Origin of the sequence: Burkholderia semiarida, assembly GCF_029268935.1 — a bacterium.
Taxonomy (GTDB): domain Bacteria; phylum Pseudomonadota; class Gammaproteobacteria; order Burkholderiales; family Burkholderiaceae; genus Burkholderia; species Burkholderia semiarida.
The window spans coordinates 240,310-259,263 of sequence record NZ_JAHLCL010000007.1 but is presented as its reverse complement, the minus strand read 5'-3'; the positions used below and the strand labels follow the sequence as shown (position 1 = coordinate 259,263).

Below are 18,954 nucleotides of genomic sequence, written 5' to 3'. Positions count from 1 at the left end.
GACGAAGCCCGCTTGCGCGGGCTTTTTCTTTTCCGCGCAAAGCGCGGACGATCAGTCGTCGTCGGCCGGATCGAGCCCCGGGAACAGCACCTCGGTGAAGCCGAAGCGCGTGAAGTCGGTAATCCGCATCGGATACAGCTTGCCGATGAGGTGATCGTATTCGTGCTGGACCACGCGCGCGTGGAATCCTTCGGCGACGCGATCGATCTTCTGGCCGAACTGGTCGTAACCGCTGTAGCGCACCTTCGCGTAGCGGCTGACGACGCCGCGCATGCCCGGCACCGACAGGCAGCCTTCCCAGCCCTCTTCCATGTCCGGCGGCAGGTACTCGATCTTCGGGTTGATCAGCACGGTCTCGGGCACCGGCGGCGCGTCCGGATAGCGGTTGTTGTTGCCGAAGCCGAAGATGATGATCTGCAGCCCGATGCCGATCTGCGGCGCGGCCAGCCCGGCGCCGTTCGCGTGATGCATCGTCTCGAACATGTCCGCGACGATCTCGTGCAGCTCGGGGGTATCGAACCGCTCGACCGGTTGGGCGATTTCGAGCAGGCGCGGATCGCCCATCTTCAGGATCTCGCGAATCATGGCGTATTGCCCTCCAGGAGTTGGTGCAGACCGTCTTCGTCCAGCACGGGGATGCCGAGTTCCTCGGCCTTCGCGAGCTTGCTGCCGGCTTCGGCGCCCGCGACCACGTAATCCGTCTTCTTCGACACCGAACCGGCCACCTTGGCGCCCGCCGCTTCGAGCATTTCCTTCGCCGCATCGCGCGTGAGAGTCGGCAGCGTACCCGTCAGCACGACCGTCTTGCCGGCCAGCACGCCCTGCGGCGCCTTCGGCGCGGGCGGCCCTTCCGGCCACGTGACCTTGCCCGGCGCGCGCAACTGCTCGATCACGGTCCGGTTATGCTCTTCCGCGAAGAACTGGTGGATCGACTCGGCGACGATCGGCCCGACGTCGTTGACTTCGAGCAGTTCCTCGATCGACGCGTCCATGATCGGCGTCAGCGAGCCGAAATGCTTCGCGAGATCCTTCGCGGTCGATTCGCCGACATGGCGGATGCCGAGCCCGTAGATGAAGCGCGCGAGCGTCGTATGCTTCGCCTTCTCGAGCGAATCGAGCAGATTCTGCGCGGATTTCTCGGCAAACCGGTCGAGTTCGGCCAACGTCGCGAAGCCGAGATTGAACAGGTCGGCCGGCGTGCGCACCAGATTCAGCTCGACGAGCTGATCGATGATCTTCTCGCCGAGGCCGTCGATGTCGAGCGCGCGGCGCTGCGCGAAATGCCACAGCGCCTGCTTGCGCTGCGCCGGGCAGAACAGCCCGCCCGTACAGCGCGCGATCGCCTCGTCCGGCAGGCGCTCGATCTTCGAGCCGCACACCGGGCATTCGGTCGGCATCACGAATTCGGCCGCATCCGCCGGGCGCCGGTCGAGCAGCGCGCCGACCACTTCCGGAATCACGTCGCCCGCACGGCGCACGATCACGGTGTCGCCGATCCGGATGTCCTTGCGGCGCACTTCGTCCTCGTTGTGCAGCGTCGCGTTGGTCACGGTCGCGCCGCCGACGAACACCGGCTCGAGACGCGCGACCGGCGTGATCGCGCCGGTGCGGCCGACCTGCACGTCGATCGCGACGAGCTTCGTCAGCGCTTCCTGCGCGGGGAACTTGTGTGCAAGCGCGAAGCGCGGCGCGCGCGACACGAAACCGAGGCGCTCCTGCTCGTCGCGCCGGTTGACCTTGTAGACGACACCGTCGATGTCGTACGGCAGCGACTCTCGCTTCTCGCCCACCTTGCGGAAGAAGTCGAGCAGGCCTTCGGCGCCGTGCACGACCGCGCGCTCGCGGTTCACCGGCAGGCCGAGCGACTCGTACCAGTCGAGCAGCGCGCTGTGCGTGTCGGGCATCGGCATCCCGTCGAGCACGCCGATCCCGTATGCGAAGAACGACAGCGGCCGCTGCGCGGTGATCTTCGAGTCGAGCTGGCGCAGGCTGCCGGCCGCCGCGTTGCGCGGGTTTGCGAATTCGCGCTGCTCGGCCGCGCGCTGGCGTTCGTTCAGGCGCGCGAAATCGCGCTTGAACATCAGCACCTCGCCGCGCACGTCGAGCACGGCCGGCACGTGCTTGCCCTTCAGCTTCAGCGGAATCGAGCGGATCGTGCGCACGTTCTCGGTCACGTCCTCGCCCGTCGTCCCGTCGCCGCGCGTCGCCGCCTGCACGAACACGCCCTGCTCGTAGCGCAGCGAAATCGCGAGGCCGTCGAACTTCAGTTCGCACGCGTATTCGACGGGGTCCGTCACCGAGCCGGCGAGATCGGTCGTCTTGGCGAGCGCGTCGGCGACGCGCTTGTCGAACGCGACGATGTCCTCGTCGGCGAAGCCGTTGTTCAGCGACAGCATCGGCGCATCGTGGACGACCGGCGTGAAGCCGCCGGCCGCTTCGCCGCCGACGCGCTGCGTCGGCGAATCGGGCGTCACGAGTTCGGGATGGTCGGTTTCGAGCTGCTGCAGCTCACGGAACAGCCGGTCGTATTCGGCGTCGGGCAGATCCGGCTGATCGAGCACGTAATAGGCGTAGTTCGCCCGCTCGAGTTGGTCGCGCAGCCACGCGGCGCGCGCGTCGGGCTGGCTGGCTGGCGGTTCGGCTTGGGTTCGGGCCATGCTGGCGGCAGATTCGTTCTGAAAAAATCGGATTTCCGATTATCTCAGTTTGACGCCGCGGCGGGGTGCGCAATGCGGGCCCGATGGCATGCTGCAGCGCACACCGAGCGGTGTGCGCCGCGGCGACGAACGACGGCGTCAGGGGCTGCCGTCCGCGCGATCGCGTTACTGGCTGAAGAGGCGGCGCGTGACCGGCGAACCGGCCGGAATGCCGGCTTCCTCGAGCTTCGCGTACAGCTTCATCAACTGCTGCTCGATCGCGAGCAGCGTCGACTCCGGCAGCGGCCGGCGCGAATCGTCGACGACGCGCGCGCCGATCCGCTCGGACAGCGATTTCGCGTAATCGCACATCAGCCGGAACGGCAGGATGTCCTCTTCGGCCACCGGCACGTCGAGTACCAGCGTGATCATGTTGCCGCCCTTGTACGTCAGGTCGTCGCGCAGGAAGTTCGTATCGCCGAACTGCAGCATGAACACCGGATTCTGTTTCGCGTCGAGCTTCACGAAGCGCGTGCCGTCGCGCGACAGCAGCAGCCCGTCCTGCGACGCGACCGCCTGCACGTAGTTCGCGGACCACGGCGCGCCGTCCGACATCACGTTGATCGACAGTTGCGCATCGCACTGCGCGGCAAACGCGTCGAGCTCGCGCGCCATCGCGACCGTTTCCATCATGTCCGGGAATTCCGGCGCGCCGTCGATCGCGTCGGCGAACTGCTGGACGCCCGTCACGAATTCGGAGAATTCGAGCTCGTTCAGCGCGCCGCCGCGGTTCGCGAGCTGCGCGGCCGCGCGCAGCTCTTCGTAGCGCACGCCGTTTTGCAGCAGCTCCCATTGGCCGCCTTCCGGCTTGCCTTCGATGTGCACGGGCTTGCTGCCCGCGCGGCGCAGCCGCTGCGCGATCGGCAGGATCTTGTCGCCCGGCAGCGGCCCAGTGAGACGGATCGGCACGATGCAGTCGATCCGGCGATCGACGATCGCGGGCGGCGCCGACGAGATCGTCGTCGCGGCCGGCAACACCGGCTCGGTCGGCTCGGCCGCCGCCTCGTGCGTGGCGGCGGGCACGGCCTGCTCGCCCGCGGCCGGTTCGGTCGGTGGGGCCGACGTGTCGACGCCCGTCGCCTCGGCCTGCAGGTCGGCCGGCGTATCGGCCGGCGCGGCGCCGCCCGCGGCCGCACCGAAGGTGGGCTCGACGCGCGCGGCTTCGGCCGTGGCCGCCGTACCCGCGGAGACCGGCGCCGCGGGCTCGCGACGCACCGGCTGACGCACCGGCTCGATGAACGGCGGCTCTTCGTCGCGCTCGGGGCGGTTCATCGCCTCGGCCGCTTCCTCCGGCATCGGGCGCGGCATCCTGCGCCGCACTTTCGCGCCCTGCCATGCGTTGTAGACCACGACGCCGCCCACCACGACGGCGCCCGCGCCGATCAAACCGAGTGTCAACTCGTCCATGCACGCTCCATCAGCAATTCTTTTTCGTCGGGACCGCGAACGGGCGCCCATGCGCCGCGCGAACGCGGTCCGGTTTCGTCAAACGTCAATTCTGGGCAAAACCCGCGGCGGTTTCCATGTCCACCGCAACGATCCGCGACACGCCCTGCTCCTGCATCGTCACGCCGATCAGCTGCTGCGCCATTTCCATCGCGATCTTGTTGTGCGAGATGAACAGGAACTGCGTCTTGTCGGACATCGCGCGCACGAGATTCGCGAAACGCTCGGTGTTCGCATCGTCCAGCGGCGCGTCGACCTCGTCGAGCAGACAGAATGGCGCCGGGTTCAACTGGAACATCGCGAACACCAGCGCGGTCGCGGTCAGCGCCTTCTCGCCGCCCGACAGCAGGTGAATCGTCGCGTTCTTCTTGCCCGGCGGCTGCGCCATCACCTGCACGCCGGCATCGAGAATCTCGTCGCCCGTCATGATCAGCTTCGCCTGCCCGCCGCCGAACAGGCGCGGGAACAGATCGCTGAAATGACGGTTCACCTCGTCGAAGGTGCCCTGCAGCAGCGTGCGGGTCTCCTGGTCGATCTTGTGGATCGCGTCCTCGAGCGTCGTGATCGCGTCGATCAGGTCGGCCGACTGCGCGTCGAGGAACACCTTGCGTTCGCTCGCGGCCTTCAGCTCGTCGAGCGCGGCCATGTTCACCGGCCCGAGCGCGTTGATCGCGTTGTTCAGGCGCGTGACTTCGCCCTGCAGGTACGACGGCTTGAGATCCGGCGTCAGCTTCGCGGCCAGCGCGGCCTCGTCGACCTCGGCGGCCGCGAGCTGCTCGGCGAACTGCTCGACGGACAGGCGCGCGGCCTGCTCCTTCAACTGCAGCTCGGTGATGCGGTCGCGCAGCGGTTGCTGCGAACGCTCGGCGACGAGCCGTTGCTCGTCCGACGCGCGCAGCTTCGCGGTCAGGTCGTCGAGCTCGATGCGCGCGGCCTGCAGCGCTTCCTCCTTCACCGCGCGAATCTCGAGCGCGTCCTGCAGGCCCGTGTGCGCGGTCTGCTCGTTGATCGTCTCGAGTTCGGCGCGCGCGTCTTCCAGCGACGCGGCGACGCGCTCGCTCTGCTCGTGCGCGACCTGGATCGTGCGCTTGAGTTCGTCGATGCGGGTCGCCGCGTTGCGTGCGGCAAAGCGCGCGTCGTTCGCGCCGCGCTCCAGGTCGCGCGCTTCCTGACGCGCCTGCGTCAGCGATTCGTCGAGCGACTCGAACGCGAGCTGGTTGTCCTCGAAGCGCGCCTGCAGTTCCGCGAGCTCGCCGTCGAAGCGCTCGAAATTCGCTTCCGACTCCGCGCGCAATGCACGCTGCTCCTCGATCTGCGCGCCGATTTCCTCGAGTTCCTCGCGGATCTGCGTGCTGCGCTGCGTATAACGCTCGTGCGCCTGCGCGAGCTTCAGCACGTCCATCTGCAGCGCATGCACGCGCTGCGTCGCGCGCTCGGCCTGCGCGCGCACGTCGCCGAGCGCCTGCGTGGCCTGCGTGTGCGCGGCTTCCGCCCGCACGGCCGCCGTGCGCGCCTCGTCGGCGAGCAGCGCCTGCGCGCGCACCTGGCGTGTCAGGTTTTCGATTTCCTGCTGGCGGGCCAGCATCCCGGCCTGCTCCGAATCGGCCGCGTACAGCTGCACGCCGACGCGCGTGACGATGTGGCCGGCCTTGACGACGAACGCGCCGCCTGCCGGCAACTGCGTGCGCGTGGCGAGCGCCTGCGCGACGTCGTCGGCGACGTACACGTTGCCGAGCCAGTCGTTCAGCACCGCGCGGATACCGGCGTCGTCGATGCGCACGAGCGACAGCACCGGCCGCAGCCCGGCCGCCGCGGCGGGCGGCTCGCCGGCCGCGGGCGGCGCATAGAACGCGAGCTTCGCGGGCGGCGCGTCGGCCGCGAATGCCTTCACCCAGTCGAGATTCGACACTTCGAGCGCGGCGAGGCGCTCGCGCAGCACGGCCTCGAGCGCCGCTTCCCAACCGGCCTCGACGTGCAGCTTCTTCCACAGCCGCGGCAGCGCGCCGAGCTCGTGCTTGTCAAGCCACGGCTGCACCTTGCCTTCGGTCTGCACGTTCTCCTGCAGCTGCTTCAGCGCGGCGAGGCGCGCCTCGAGCTGGTGGATCTGCGCGGCTTCGGCCTGCACGCGCTCCTGCGCGGCACGACGTTCGCCGTCGAGGCGCGGCACCGTTTCCTCCGCGTCCGCGAGGCGCGCCTGCGCTTCAGCGAGAATCTCTTCCTGCTCGGCCAGCTGCATGCGCAGCTCTTCGAGCTGCGTCTCGTCCGGCGCGTCGAGCCCGCCCGCTTCGCTCTTCAGGCGCTCGTGGCGCTGCTGAAGCTGCTGGAGCTGCTGGTCGGCGTTGCGCTGGTGCGCGGCTTCGAGCTTCAGCGACTGCTCGGTCTGCGCGATCCGCGCGCGCTCGTCGTTGAGCTGCGCCTGCGCGTCGCGCCACTTCGCCTCGAGCGCCGGCAGCGCATCGTGCTTCGCGGCCGCGTTGTCTTCGGCGAGCGCGGCCTTCTCGTCGGCCATCGCGCGCGCCTCTTCGGCTTCCTCGAGCTCGTCCTGCGACTTCTCCGCCTGCGCGCGCCACTGCTCGCGCTGCGCGTTCAGCGCGGCGATCTGCGCCTGCACGCGATTGCGCGATTCGACGATGAACTTGATTTCCGCTTCGAGGCGGCTCACCTCGGCGTTCGCCTCGTAGAGCGCGCCCTGCGCGCCCTGCATCGCGTCGCTCGCCGAGTAGTGCGCGACGCGCAGCGTCTCGAGCTGCGCCTCGACTTCGCGCAGCTTGGCCGTCTGCGCCTCGAGGTCGATCTGCGCCTGCTCGATCGCGCGCTGCTGCTTCTGCTGCTCGCCGGCGGCCTCGTTCTTGCGCAGCAGCCACAAGAGGCGCTGCTTCTCCTCGCCGTCGGCGACGAGTTCCTTGTACTTGGTCGCGACCACCGCCTGCGCCTCGAGCTTTTCGAGGTTCGCGCCGAGTTCGCGGACGATGTCCTCGACGCGCGTCAGGTTCTCACGCGTGTCGTGCAGACGGTTCTCGGTTTCGCGGCGGCGTTCCTTGTACTTCGACACGCCGGCGGCTTCCTCGAGGAACACGCGCAGCTCTTCGGGCTTCGCCTCGATGATCCGCGCGATCATGCCCTGCCCGATGATCGCGTACGCGCGCGGCCCGAGGCCCGTGCCGAGGAAGATGTCCTGGATGTCGCGGCGGCGCGCCGGCAGGTTGTTGATGTAGTAGCTCGACGTGCCGTCGCGCGTCAGCACGCGCTTCACGGCGATTTCGCCGTACTGGCCCCACTGCCCGGCCGCGCGGCCGTCGGAGTTGTCGAAGATCAGTTCGACGCTGGCCCGGCTGCCGGGCTTGCGGGCGGTCGAACCGTTGAAGATCACGTCCTGCATCGATTCGCCGCGCAGCTCGGACGCGCGCGACTCGCCGAGCACCCAGCGCACGGCATCGATGATGTTGGACTTGCCGCATCCGTTCGGGCCGACCACGCCGACGAGCTGGCCCGGAACCTGGAAATGCGTGGGATCGACGAAGGATTTGAAGCCAGCGAGTTTGATCGAGCTCAGACGCACGGCGGTATCGGATGTGAAGAAGGTGTGAGACGGACGGGGCCGCACAGCGCGGGGCCGGAGAGCCCCTGCGCGCCACGCGCCCCGGAATTCAAAAACGGGGCCGCGCGCATCCAGCGTTGGGCCCCGCAAACGGCTTCCATCATACCATCGCGCGTGCGCCGTCCCGACCGTCGCCGGGTTTGTCCGGTGCCGGCGCGGCACGATGGACCCGGCTCGACAGCAGCGTCGCCAGCACGATGCACGCGCCGCCCGCCCACTCGCGCGCGCTCGGCAGCTCGTTCGCGAACACCCACGCGGACAGCGCGGTGATCACGATCTCGAACAGCATGATGATCGATGCACGGTTCGCCGGCACACGCGCGAGGCCGTACTGGACGAGCAGGTTGTTCGACGCCATCGTCACGCCGATCGCCGCGATGATCAATGCGGCCACGCCAAGCTGGCCGCTCGCCGGCGCGGCCGGCAGCCCCTCGAACAGCGACGCGATCGCGCCGAACACGGCCGCGCCGCCGAACAGCGTCGCGGTGCGCATTTCCGCGCGCATGTCGGGCAGCTCGCGGCTCGCCTTGATCACCAGTACGTTGCTCATCGCGAAGCTCAGGCCGGCCGCGAGGCCCGCCCATTCGGCCGGGTTGGCCGGCAGCGGCAAGCCGAGCGCCGGCGACCACAGCATCAGCATCGCGCCGCCGATCGACAGCGCCGCGAGCCCCGCGCCGGCCCAGGTCAGCCGCTCGCGCAGCAGGAAGTGCGCGTAGATCGCGGTCCAGGCCGGCGTCAGGTAGAACAGCAGCATCACGCGCAGCACCTCGCCGTGGATCGTGCCCCACACGAAACCGAGGTTCGTCACGCCGGCCGTCACCGCGATGCCCGGCAGCACCCAGTGCCAGCGCAGCGTCGCGATCGTGCGGCGCCGCGCGACGATCACGAACAGGAATGCGACGAGGCTCGTCAGCGCGCTCGCCAGCGTGCCCGTCACGCCGAGCGACGCGAGGATCCGCAGCGGATACCAGATCAGGCCCCATACCGACGCGCCGATCAGGATGGCCAGCGTCGGCAGGCTGCCGCGTACCGCGTTGTTCATCAGAATTTGCTCCGAGAAACCCCGCCATTGATGGCGGGAAGGAAAGGCGTGCTGTTGACAGGCAGCTTTTCCCACAGGTTAGGATCACCGGCATGATCCTTGTCTACCGCTACCGGGTGAAATCGCTCAACGGACTGCTTAACAAGCAGAGCCGCGCGGTGAACTACGTCTGGAACTTCTGCAATGACACGCAGAAGCACGCGCTCAAGTGGAGCAAGAAGTGGCCGACGGGGTTCGATCTGAACGTGCTGACGACGGGGAGCAGCAAGGAACTCGGCATCCACTCCGGCACGATCAACGCGACGTGCGAGCAATATGCGAAGTCGCGCAGTCAGCACCGACGGCCCTACCTGCGCTATCGCGGCAGGAAATCGCTGGGCTGGGTGCCGCTGAAGGGCCGTGACCTGAAGCGCGAGGGTGACGCGTTCCGTTTCGCCGGCAACACGTTTCGCGTGTTCAACAGCCGACCGCTTCCCGAAGGCAAGATCAAGGACGGGACCAACTTTGCGCAGGATGCGCGCGGCAACTGGTTCCTGAACATCGTGATCGAGATGCCCGATGTGCAGGCCCGCCCGATCCGTTCCGGCGTCGGCATCGATCTCGGTCTGAAAGACTTCGCCACACTTTCGACCGGCGAGAAGCTGCCCAATGAACAGTTCGGTCGACGGGCGGCGGAAAAGCTGGCGAAAGCGCAACGGGCGCGAAAGCACAAGCGTCATATCGCGAAGTTGCACGCCAAGGTCGCGAATGCCCGTGCCGATTTCCAGCATAAGCTCGCGCTCGATCTGGTGCGGCGTTTCGATTACATCGCTGTCGGCGACGTATCTGCCGTCAAACTTGCCAGAACCAGGATGGCGAAGAGCGTCTACGACGCATCCTGGTCGTCCTTCCGAAACAAGCTCCGCTACAAAGCGATCGCGCACGGGGCCACGTTCGAGGAAGTCGACGAAAGCGGTTCGACCCAGTCCTGTTCGTCGTGCGGGTCGCAAGACAGCACGACGCGGCCGAAAGGTATCGCGGGACTGCGAATAAGAGAGTGGACCTGCAGTGACTGTGGTGTCGAACATGATCGTGATATCAACGCTGCGCTGAACATTCTCCGATGCGGACGTGCATCGCCAGGTGTGGGAATCCTCCGCCTTTAGGCGGACGAGGACGTCAATTGGTTCGATACCCTTTATTCGAGCGGCCCCGGCCGCCGCGCCGGCAGGCCGTGACCGCATTCCGTCACGCTATAATCATCCGCTGCGACCCGCGCGCCCGAGGCGCCGCTCGCAGCCGCGCGGCGCGCCCGCCGCTTCTTTCGCTCCAACCGGCCGCGATGGCCGCTTCGCCCGTGAACCCTCGACTCGACTCGCTCCAGCCCTATCCCTTCGAAAAGCTGCGCGCCCTGTTCAAGGACGTGACGCCTTCCGGCGACCTGAAACCGATCAGCTTCGGCATCGGCGAGCCCAAACACGCGACGCCGGCGCTGATCCGCGACGCCGTGGTGGCCGCGCTCGACGGCCTCGCGTCGTATCCGGCCACCGCCGGCTCGGACGCGCTGCGCACGTCGATCGCACGCTGGCTCGAGCGCCGCTACGGGCTGCCGGCCGTCGATCCGGCCACGCAGGTGCTGCCGGTGTCGGGCTCGCGCGAGGCGCTCTTCTCGCTCGCGCAGACCGTGATCGACGCGCGCCTGACCGCGGACGGCAAGAAGGCGATCGTACTCTGTCCGAATCCTTTCTATCAAATTTACGAAGGCGCGGCGCTGCTGGCCGGTGCCGAACCCTATTTCGCGAACAGCGACCCGGCCCGCAACTTCGCGTGCGACTACGCGGCCGTGCCCGACGACGTGTGGGCGCGCACGCAGCTGCTGTACGTGTGCTCGCCGGGCAACCCGACGGGCGCCGTGCTGACGCTCGACGACTGGCGCGAGCTGTTCGCGCTGTCCGACCGCCACGGTTTCGTGATCGCGTCCGACGAGTGCTATTCGGAAATCTATTTCGACGAAGCCGCGCCCCCGCTCGGCGGCCTCGAGGCCGCGCACCGCCTCGGCCGCGGCTTCGAGCGCCTCGTGATGCTGTCGAGTCTGTCGAAGCGCTCGAACGTGCCGGGCATGCGCTCGGGCTTCGTCGCCGGCGACGCCGCGCTGCTCAGGAAATTCCTGCTGTACCGCACGTACCATGGCGCCGCGCTGTCGCCGGTGTGGCAGCACGCGAGCATCGCCGCGTGGAACGACGAGGCGCACGTGCGCGAAAACCGCGCGCTGTACCGGCAGAAGTTCGATACGGTCACGCCGATGCTCGCCGACGTGATCGACGTGAAACTGCCCGACGCCGCGTTCTACCTGTGGGCCAACGTGTCGCGCACCGGCCTGTCGGACACTGAGTTCGCCCGCCGCCTGTACGCCGACTATAATGTGACGGTTCTGCCCGGCTCGTACCTCGCGCGCGATGCGCACGGCGCGAACCCGGGCCGCGATTTCATCCGGATCGCGCTCGTCGCGGGCACCCCCGAATGCGTCGAGGGCGCGCAACGCATCGTCGATTTCTGCCGGGCTCTCGCGCGGTAAGACGTCCATCCCGATCAATTCCATCCATCTCCTGCGAAAACGAACATGTCGCAACAACTTCAGCAAATCATCGATACCGCCTGGGAAAACCGCGCCGAGCTGTCGCCGAAGGCCGCGCCCGCCGACGTCCGCGAGGCCGTCGCTCACGCGATCGAGCAACTCGACAAGGGCACGCTGCGCGTCGCCGAGAAAATCGACGGCAACTGGACGGTCCACCAGTGGCTGAAGAAGGCCGTGCTGCTGTCGTTCCGCCTGGAGGACAACGCGCCGATGCCGGCCGGCGGCTACTCGCAGTTCTACGACAAGGTGCCGTCGAAGTTCGCGAACTACACGGCCGAGGATTTCGCCGCGGGCGGCTTCCGCGTCGTGCCGCCGGCCATCGCGCGCCGCGGCTCGTTCATCGCGAGGAACGTCGTGCTGATGCCGTCGTACACCAACATCGGCGCGTACGTCGACGAAGGCACGATGGTCGACACGTGGGCGACGGTCGGTTCGTGCGCGCAGATCGGCAAGAACGTGCACCTGTCGGGCGGCGTCGGCATCGGCGGCGTGCTCGAGCCGCTGCAGGCGAACCCGGTCATCATCGAGGACAACTGCTTCATCGGCGCGCGCTCGGAAGTCGTCGAAGGCGTGATCGTCGAGGAAAACTCGGTGATCTCGATGGGCGTGTACCTCGGCCAGAGCACGAAGATCTACGATCGCGAGACGGGCGAGGTCAGCTACGGCCGCATCCCGGCCGGCTCGGTCGTCGTCGCCGGCAACCTACCGTCGAAGGACGGCTCGCACAGCCTGTACTGCGCGGTGATCGTCAAGAAGGTCGACGCGAAGACGCGTGCGAAGGTCGGCCTGAACGAGCTGCTGCGAGGCGACTGATGGCGAAGCCGCACACCGTGGTCGTCTACGGCATTCCGAACTGCGACACCGTGAAGAAGGCCCGCGTGTGGCTCGACGATCACGGCGTCGAATTCGAATTCCACGATTTCAAGAAGCTCGGCGTCAGCGCGCCGCTGATCGAAGACTGGCTGAAGGACGTGTCGCTCGACGCGCTCGTGAACAAGCGCGGCACGACGTGGCGCGGCCTGGACGACGCGATGAAGGCGGCCGCCGAAACGAAGACCGGCGCGGTCGCGCTGATGATCCACAAGCCGTCGGTCATCAAGCGCCCCGTGCTCGTCGTCAACGGCCGCGTGAAGTCGCTCGGCTTCGCGGCCGACCAATATGCGGCGCTGTTTGCCGCATAGGGCCGCCCGCGCCGCGCCTGCGGGCGGGCCTGTTCACGCTAATAACGGGCTTGCGCTGGCCCGACGCCCTGTCGCTGCCGGCCACCGCGCCGGCATTTTTTATCGAAAGTGGTCCGAACCATGTCCGCCACCCTAGCCCTTACCGAACAGCTGATCGCCCGCGCGTCCGTGACGCCCGACGACCAGCACTGCCAGCAGATCATGACCGAGCGCCTCGCCGCGCTCGGCTTCGAATGCGAGACCATCGCGTCGCACGGCGTGACCAACCTGTGGGCCGTCAAGCGCGGCACCGACGGCCGTGACGGCAAGCTGCTCGTGTTCGCGGGCCACACCGACGTCGTGCCGACCGGCCCGCTCGAACAGTGGACCTCGCCGCCGTTCATCCCCGCCCATCGCGACGGCAAGCTGTACGGCCGCGGCGCGGCCGACATGAAGACGTCGCTCGCGGCGTTCGTCGTCGCGTCCGAGGAATTCGTCGCGGCCCATCCAGGCCACCGCGGCGCGATCGCGTTCCTGATCACGAGCGACGAGGAAGGCCCGGCCACCGACGGCACCGTGAAGGTCGTCGAGCTGCTGCAGGCACGCGGCGAGCGGCTCGACTACTGCATCGTCGGCGAACCGACGTCGACCGCCGAGCTCGGCGACGTCGTCAAGAACGGCCGCCGCGGCTCGATGTCCGGCGAACTGGTCGTCAAGGGCGTGCAGGGCCACATCGCGTATCCGCACCTCGCGAAGAACCCGATCCACCTGCTCGCGCCGGCGCTCGCCGAGCTCGCCGCCGAGCAGTGGGACGCCGGCAACGAATACTTCCCGCCGACCACCTGGCAGGTGTCGAACCTGCACGCCGGCACCGGCGCGACCAACGTGATCCCCGGCCACGCCGACCTGCTGTTCAACTTCCGCTTCTCGACCGCGAGCACGGTCGAGGGCCTGCAGGCCCGCGTGCATGCGATCCTCGACAAGCACGGCCTCGAATACACGCTGAAGTGGTCGGTGAGCGGCCTGCCGTTCCTCACGCCGCGCGGCGAACTGTCGGGCGCGCTGGAAAACGCGATCCGCGCCGAGACCGGCATCACGACCGAGCTGTCGACGACGGGCGGCACGTCGGACGGCCGCTTCATCGCGCGCATCTGCCCGCAGGTGATCGAGTTCGGCCCGCCGAACGGCAGCATCCACAAGATCGACGAGCACATCGAGCTGCGCTTCGTCGACCCGCTGAAGAACGTGTACCGACGCGTGCTCGAACAACTGATCGCCTGACGGAGCCTCGCATGACGACACCTTTTGCCACGGTCCGCGACCTGCTGCGCTACGCGGTCACGCGCTTCTCGAAAGCGAAGCTCGCGTTCGGCCACGGTTCCGACAACGCGTACGACGAAGCGGCCTACCTCGTGCTGCATACGCTCGACCTGCCGCTCGACACGCTCGAACCGTTCCTCGACGCGCGCCTCTTGCCCGACGAAATCGCGGCCGTGCTCGCGGTGATCGAACGACGCGCGACCGATCGCGTGCCGGCCGCGTACCTCACGCATGAAGCGTGGATGCACGGCCACCGCTTCTACGTCGACGAACGCGTGATCGTGCCGCGCTCGTTCATCGGCGAACTGCTCGACGACGGGCTGCAGCCGTATGTCGCCGATCCCGAGCAGGTTGGCGCGGTGCTCGAACTGTGCACCGGCTCCGGCTGCCTCGCGATCCTCGCGGCGAGCGCGTTCCCGAACGCGGAGATCGACGCGGTCGACCTGTCGGACAAGGCGCTCGAAGTCGCGGCAATCAACGTGCGCGACTACGGCCTCGAAGATCGCATCGGGCTGCACCGTGGCGATCTCTACGCCCCGCTGCCCGCGTTCCGCACCGATCCCGACTCGCGCTACGACGTGATCCTGACGAACCCGCCGTACGTCAATGCCACGTCGATGGCCGCGCTGCCGCCCGAATACCGGCACGAGCCGGAAATGGCGCTCGCCGGCGGCGACGACGGGATGGACATCGTGCGGCGCATCGTCGCCGACGCGCACCGCTGGCTGCATGACGACGGCGTGCTCGTCGTCGAGATCGGCAACGAACGCGAGAACGTCGAAGCGGCGTTCGGCGGCCTCGAGCTCACGTGGCTGCCCACCAGCGCGGGCGACGACGCGGTGTTCCTGATCCAGGCATCGGACCTGCCGCGCAAGGCCTGAGCGTGTGCGGGCCATCCGCCGTGCGGCGCACCGTTGCGCCGCACGGTTGGGTAAGATGCGCGTAGGCGGCCGCCCGGCCGCACGACCTGCGGAATCCCTTCGGGAGCTCTCCCGGCAGTCCCTCGGCAGTTCTTTACGCACTCATGACCCTCGACTGGCTACATCTCGGCACCCTGATCCTGATCATCCACGTGCTCGGGATCGTCGCGGCGTGCCACGCAATCATGAACACGCGCACGTCGCAAGGCGCGATCGCGTGGGCCGTCTCGCTCACGGCCATGCCGTACCTGACGCTCGTTCCGTACCTGTTCCTCGGCCGCAGCAAATTCTCCGGCTACGTCGACGCCCGGCGCCACGAGCTGGAAATGTTGCGCACGCACACGCCTCGCTCGCCGTGGCGCACCGCCGACGCGACCGACGGGCCGGCCGCGGACGCGCTGGGACAGGCCGCCGTGCTCGCGCTCACGCGGCTCGGCGGCATGCCGTTCCTCGGCGGCAATTCGGTGCGCACGCTCGTCAACGGCGACGCGACGTTCTCGGCCATCCTGGCGGCGATCGACGCCGCGCGCGACTACGTGCTCGTCCAGTTCTTCATCGTGCGCGACGACGCGCTCGGCCGGATGCTGCGCGACTCGCTGCTCGCGCGTGCGGCGGCCGGCGTGCGCTGCTGCGTGCTGTACGACAGCATCGGCAGCTTCGACCTGCCGCACCGCTACGTCGACGCGTTGCGCCGGGGCGGCGTCGAAGTCCATCCGTTCGCGACCAACCGGAAATTCGTCAACCGCTTCCAGCTGAACTTCCGCAACCACCGCAAGATCGTCGTCGTCGACGGCAATCGCGCGTTCGTCGGCGGCCACAACATCGGCGTCGAATATCTCGGCGCGAATTCGCGGCTGTCGCCATGGCGCGACACCCACATCGAGATCCGCGGGCCCGTGGTGGCGAGTATTCAATACGTGTTCGCCGAAGACTGGCACTGGGCGACGCAGAAGCTGCCGCCCATCGCGCTGCCGCCGCCCGCGCAGCCTGGCGACGGCATGCATTGCCTCGCGGTGCCGATGGGGCCGGCCGACAAGCAGGAAACCGGCTCGCTGTTCTTCGTCGAATCGATCAATGCCGCCCGCGAACGGGTCTGGATCACCACGCCGTACCTCGTTCCCGACGAAGCCGTGGTCTGCGCGCTGAAGCTCGCCGTGATGCGCGGCGTCGACGTGCGCATCCTGATCCCGAGCCGGCGCGATCACTACGTCGTGTTCGAGGCGTCGAAGCTTTACGCACGCGAGCTCGTCGATGCGGGCGTGAAGGTGTTCCGCTACCGGCCCGGCTTCCTGCACCAGAAGGTCGTGCTGATCGACCGCATCGCGGCGGCGGTCGGCAGCGCGAATCTCGACAACCGCTCGTTCCGCCTCAATTTCGAGGTCATGGTCATGACCGTCGATCGCGCGTTCGCCGACGAAGTGGAAGCGATGCTCGATGCCGACTTCGCGCAGGCGTACGAGGTCGATGCGGACGAATACCGTCGGTCGCCCGCCTGGCGGCGCATCGCGATGCACGTCGCGCGGCTGTTCGCGCCGATCCTGTAACGGCCGCGGCGCATGCCGCGCGTCACCGTCAAAGCAGCTTGTCGATGTCCGCGGCGATTTCGTCGGGCTTGGTGGACGGCGCGTAGCGCTTGACGATGCGCCCTTCGCGGTCGATCAGGAATTTGGTGAAATTCCACTTGATCGCCTTGAGGCCGAGAATGCCGGGCGCCTCGTCGGTCAGGTAGCGATACAGCGGATGCGCATGGTCGCCCTTCACGTCGATCTTCGCGAACATCGGGAACGTGACGCCGTAGTTGCGTTCGCAGAACGCGCCGATCTGCGCGGCGTCGCCCGGCTCCTGCCTGCCGAACTGGTTGCACGGGAAGCCGAGCACGAAGAAGCCGCGCGCCGCGTACTGGTCGTACAGCTTCTGCAGGCCCGCGTACTGCGGCGTGAAACCGCACTCGCTCGCGGTATTGACGATCAGCAGCACCTTGCCGCGATATGCGTCGAGCGATACCGGCGCACCGGCGAGCGTCTCCGCGCTGAACGAATACAGGGTGGACATCGGGCACTCCTTTTACGAAACCGGATCGACGTGGAGTCTAGGCGAAATTGCGCCGTTGCGGCATCCGCCGATCGGCCGATGCCCGGCGCACGCGGCGCGCAGTCTAGAATAGCGGTTTTGGCCAGCCATTTCCGCCGTGATCCGTTTCAATCAGTTCAGCCTTGCGCGCGGCACCAAGCCGCTGTTCGAGTCGGCCTCGTTCGTGCTCAATCCCGGCGAGAAAGCCGGCCTGATCGGCGCGAACGGCGCCGGCAAGTCGACGCTGTTTTCCGTCCTGCGCGGCGAGCTGCATTCCGACGGAGGCGATTTCTCGATGCCGCCGTCGTGGCGGATCGCCCACGTGTCGCAGGAAACGCCCGCGGTCGACCGCTCGGCGCTCGACTATACGCTCGACGGCGACACCGCGCTGCGCGAGATCGAGGCGCGTATCGCCGCCGCGTCGGCCGCGCATGACGGCGCGGCCGAAGCCGACGCGCACGCGGCGTTCGCCGATGCCGACGGCTACACCGCGCCGGCCCGCGCCGAAGCGCTGCTGCTCGGCCTCGGCTTCACGCTCGCGCAAACGCGCGAATCCGTCGCGAGCTTCTCCGGCGGATGGCGCATGCGCCTGAACCTCGCGCAGGCGCTGATGTGCCGCTCCGACCTGCTGCTGCTCGACGAACCGACGAACCACCTCGACCTCGACGCGATCGTCTGGCTCGAAGACTGGCTGCACCGCTACGCCGGCACGCTCGTCGTGATCTCGCACGATCGCGAATTCCTCGATTCGATCTGCAACGTCACGCTGCATCTGGAAAATCGCCAGGTGAAGCGCTACGGCGGCAACTACTCGCAGTTCGAGGTACTGCGCGCGCAGCAACTGGCGCTGCAGCAAAGCGCCTACGAAAAGCAGCAGAAGACGATCGAGCACCTGCAGAGCTTCGTCGACCGCTTCAAGGCCAAGGCGACCAAGGCCAAGCAGGCGCAAAGCCGGATGAAGGCGCTCGAGAAGATGGAGCTGATCGCGCCCGCGCACATCGCGTCGCCGTTCACGTTCGAATTCCGCACGCCCGACGCCGCGCCGAACCCGATGATGGTGATGGAGGACGTCCGCTGCGGCTACCACGCCGACGACGGAACGGACATCCCGATCGTCGAGCGCGTCGCGCTGTCGATCCAGAACGGCCAGCGCATCGGCCTGCTCGGTGCGAACGGCCAAGGCAAGTCGACGCTGATCAAGACGCTGGCCGGCACGCTCGCGCCGCTGTCCGGGCACGTGCGCGACGGCAAGGGGCTGACGATCGGCTATTTCGCGCAGCACCAGCTCGAAACGCTGCGCGAGGACGATTCGCCGCTCGCGCACCTGGCGCGGCTCGCACCCGACACGCGCGAACAGGAATTGCGCGACTTCCTCGGCGGCTTCAATTTCTCGGGCGACATGGCGACCAGCCCGGTGGGGCCGTTCTCGGGCGGAGAGAAAGCCCGCCTCGCGCTGGCGCTGATCATCTGGCAAAAGCCGAACCTGCTGCTGCTCGACGAACCGACGAACCACCTCGACCTCGAAACGCGCCACGCGCTGACGATGGCGCTCGCGCAATTCGAAGGCACGCTGATCCTCGTGTCGCACGATCGCCACCTGCTGCGCGCGACGACCGACCAGTTCATGCTGGTCGCGAAGCACCGGCTGCAGCCGTTCGACGGCGACCTCGACGACTACCGCGACTGGCTGCTGCAGCATGCGGCCGAGCAACGCGCGGCCGCGAAGGCCGACAGCGCGGCAGCCGCGGGCGCCGATCCGGGCATCAACCGCAAGGATCAGAAACGCCTGGCCGCCGAGGAACGCCAGCGGCAGTCGCAACTGAAAAAGCCGCTGCAGAACCGCATCACGAAGCTCGAGAAGGAAATGGAAACGCTGCACGCGGAGAAAGCGCGCCTCGACGCGTTCGTCGCCGATCCGGCGAGCTACGAGGCCGCGCGCAAGACGGAGCTGACCGACGCGATCCGCAAGCTCGGCGAAGTCACGACTCGGCTCGAGACGGTCGAGGCCGACTGGCTCGCCGTGCAGGAAGAACTCGAGCAGATCGGCTGAACGCGGCCCGGGCGCCGTAGCCGATCGCTTCATCGGCG

14 protein-coding genes are annotated in these 18,954 nt (G+C 67.8%); 8 read left to right on the top strand and 6 right to left on the bottom strand.

The genetic code is table 11. From position 1 onward, the window contains the following. Positions 1–51 precede the first annotated feature (51 nt). From def to KPB06_RS14110, 5 genes are all read right to left on the bottom strand, one after another. A complete protein-coding gene (gene def / locus KPB06_RS14130; protein WP_059573695.1) occupies positions 52–585 on the bottom strand; it encodes a peptide deformylase in 534 nt (177 codons plus the stop codon). After that, the gene (gene ligA / locus KPB06_RS14125; protein WP_059573694.1) at positions 582–2,657 is read right to left on the bottom strand and encodes an NAD-dependent DNA ligase LigA; all 2,076 of its coding nucleotides are present in this window, start codon (positions 2,655–2,657) and stop codon (positions 582–584) included. Before ligA ends, def begins: the two co-directional genes overlap by 4 nt. A 165-nt stretch (positions 2,658–2,822) precedes the next feature. Then, positions 2,823–4,103 carry a cell division protein ZipA C-terminal FtsZ-binding domain-containing protein gene (locus KPB06_RS14120; protein ID WP_275906111.1) on the bottom strand — a complete coding sequence of 427 codons (1,281 nt, stop codon included), beginning with the start codon at positions 4,101–4,103 and terminating at the stop codon, positions 2,823–2,825. Positions 4,104–4,188: 85 nt separating this feature from the next. Next, positions 4,189–7,701, bottom strand: coding sequence for a chromosome segregation protein SMC (gene smc / locus KPB06_RS14115; RefSeq protein WP_275906110.1), 3,513 nt, complete (start codon positions 7,699–7,701; stop codon positions 4,189–4,191). A 139-nt stretch (positions 7,702–7,840) separates the two neighbouring features. Continuing rightward, positions 7,841–8,782, bottom strand: coding sequence for a DMT family transporter (locus tag KPB06_RS14110; RefSeq protein ID WP_060316806.1), 942 nt, complete (start codon positions 8,780–8,782; stop codon positions 7,841–7,843). A gap of 92 nt (positions 8,783–8,874) precedes the next feature. Here KPB06_RS14110 and KPB06_RS14105 point away from each other — a divergent pair, with 92 nt between their 5' ends. The 7 genes from KPB06_RS14105 (at position 8,875) to cls (ending at position 16,340) form a co-directional block, all read left to right on the top strand. Continuing rightward, the gene (locus KPB06_RS14105; protein WP_059573690.1) at positions 8,875–9,927 is read left to right on the top strand and encodes an RNA-guided endonuclease InsQ/TnpB family protein; all 1,053 of its coding nucleotides are present in this window, start codon (positions 8,875–8,877) and stop codon (positions 9,925–9,927) included. A gap of 176 nt (positions 9,928–10,103) precedes the next feature. After that, positions 10,104–11,336, top strand: a complete 1,233-nt coding sequence (dapC, locus tag KPB06_RS14100) for a succinyldiaminopimelate transaminase (RefSeq protein WP_059573689.1) — start codon at positions 10,104–10,106, stop codon at positions 11,334–11,336. Between the two features lie 45 nt (positions 11,337–11,381). Next, complete coding sequence (dapD, locus tag KPB06_RS14095) at positions 11,382–12,209, top strand: 2,3,4,5-tetrahydropyridine-2,6-dicarboxylate N-succinyltransferase (protein ID WP_060316818.1); 828 nt, start codon at positions 11,382–11,384, stop codon at positions 12,207–12,209. Then, positions 12,209–12,577 (top strand): ArsC family reductase, encoded by a 369-nt coding sequence (locus KPB06_RS14090; RefSeq protein WP_034207673.1) that lies wholly within the window; start codon positions 12,209–12,211, stop codon positions 12,575–12,577. Before dapD ends, KPB06_RS14090 begins: the two co-directional genes overlap by 1 nt. Positions 12,578–12,697: 120 nt before the next feature. Continuing rightward, positions 12,698–13,837: a succinyl-diaminopimelate desuccinylase gene (gene dapE, locus KPB06_RS14085; RefSeq protein ID WP_089464917.1), complete on the top strand. Its 1,140-nt coding sequence runs from the start codon at positions 12,698–12,700 to the stop codon at positions 13,835–13,837. A gap of 11 nt (positions 13,838–13,848) precedes the next feature. Beyond that, entirely contained in the window at positions 13,849–14,757 is a 909-nt protein-coding gene (gene prmB / locus KPB06_RS14080) for a 50S ribosomal protein L3 N(5)-glutamine methyltransferase (RefSeq protein ID WP_089464918.1), read from the top strand. A gap of 143 nt (positions 14,758–14,900) precedes the next feature. Continuing rightward, positions 14,901–16,340: a cardiolipin synthase gene (cls, locus tag KPB06_RS14075; RefSeq protein WP_104012038.1), complete on the top strand. Its 1,440-nt coding sequence runs from the start codon at positions 14,901–14,903 to the stop codon at positions 16,338–16,340. Between the two features lie 28 nt (positions 16,341–16,368). On the opposite strand, the gene KPB06_RS14070 is transcribed toward cls, so the two are convergent. Continuing rightward, the gene (locus KPB06_RS14070) at positions 16,369–16,848 is read right to left on the bottom strand and encodes a glutathione peroxidase (RefSeq protein WP_059573684.1); all 480 of its coding nucleotides are present in this window, start codon (positions 16,846–16,848) and stop codon (positions 16,369–16,371) included. 136 nt (positions 16,849–16,984) lie between these two features. Here KPB06_RS14070 and KPB06_RS14065 point away from each other — a divergent pair, with 136 nt between their 5' ends. Then, positions 16,985–18,916, top strand: a complete 1,932-nt coding sequence (locus tag KPB06_RS14065) for an ATP-binding cassette domain-containing protein (protein ID WP_059573683.1) — start codon at positions 16,985–16,987, stop codon at positions 18,914–18,916. Positions 18,917–18,954 lie beyond the last annotated feature (38 nt).

Coding starts and splice junctions, on each gene's coding strand:
- KPB06_RS14090 (WP_034207673.1), top strand. CDS start 12,209: ATGGCGAAGCCGCACACCGTGGTCGTCTACGGCATTCCGAACTGCGAC.
- def (WP_059573695.1), bottom strand. CDS start 585: ATGATTCGCGAGATCCTGAAGATGGGCGATCCGCGCCTGCTCGAAATC.
- dapD (WP_060316818.1), top strand. CDS start 11,382: ATGTCGCAACAACTTCAGCAAATCATCGATACCGCCTGGGAAAACCGC.
- dapE (WP_089464917.1), top strand. CDS start 12,698: ATGTCCGCCACCCTAGCCCTTACCGAACAGCTGATCGCCCGCGCGTCC.
- KPB06_RS14110 (WP_060316806.1), bottom strand. CDS start 8,782: ATGAACAACGCGGTACGCGGCAGCCTGCCGACGCTGGCCATCCTGATC.
- prmB (WP_089464918.1), top strand. CDS start 13,849: ATGACGACACCTTTTGCCACGGTCCGCGACCTGCTGCGCTACGCGGTC.
- dapC (WP_059573689.1), top strand. CDS start 10,104: ATGGCCGCTTCGCCCGTGAACCCTCGACTCGACTCGCTCCAGCCCTAT.
- KPB06_RS14105 (WP_059573690.1), top strand. CDS start 8,875: ATGATCCTTGTCTACCGCTACCGGGTGAAATCGCTCAACGGACTGCTT.
- cls (WP_104012038.1), top strand. CDS start 14,901: ATGACCCTCGACTGGCTACATCTCGGCACCCTGATCCTGATCATCCAC.
- KPB06_RS14070 (WP_059573684.1), bottom strand. CDS start 16,848: ATGTCCACCCTGTATTCGTTCAGCGCGGAGACGCTCGCCGGTGCGCCG.
- KPB06_RS14120 (WP_275906111.1), bottom strand. CDS start 4,103: ATGGACGAGTTGACACTCGGTTTGATCGGCGCGGGCGCCGTCGTGGTG.
- ligA (WP_059573694.1), bottom strand. CDS start 2,657: ATGGCCCGAACCCAAGCCGAACCGCCAGCCAGCCAGCCCGACGCGCGC.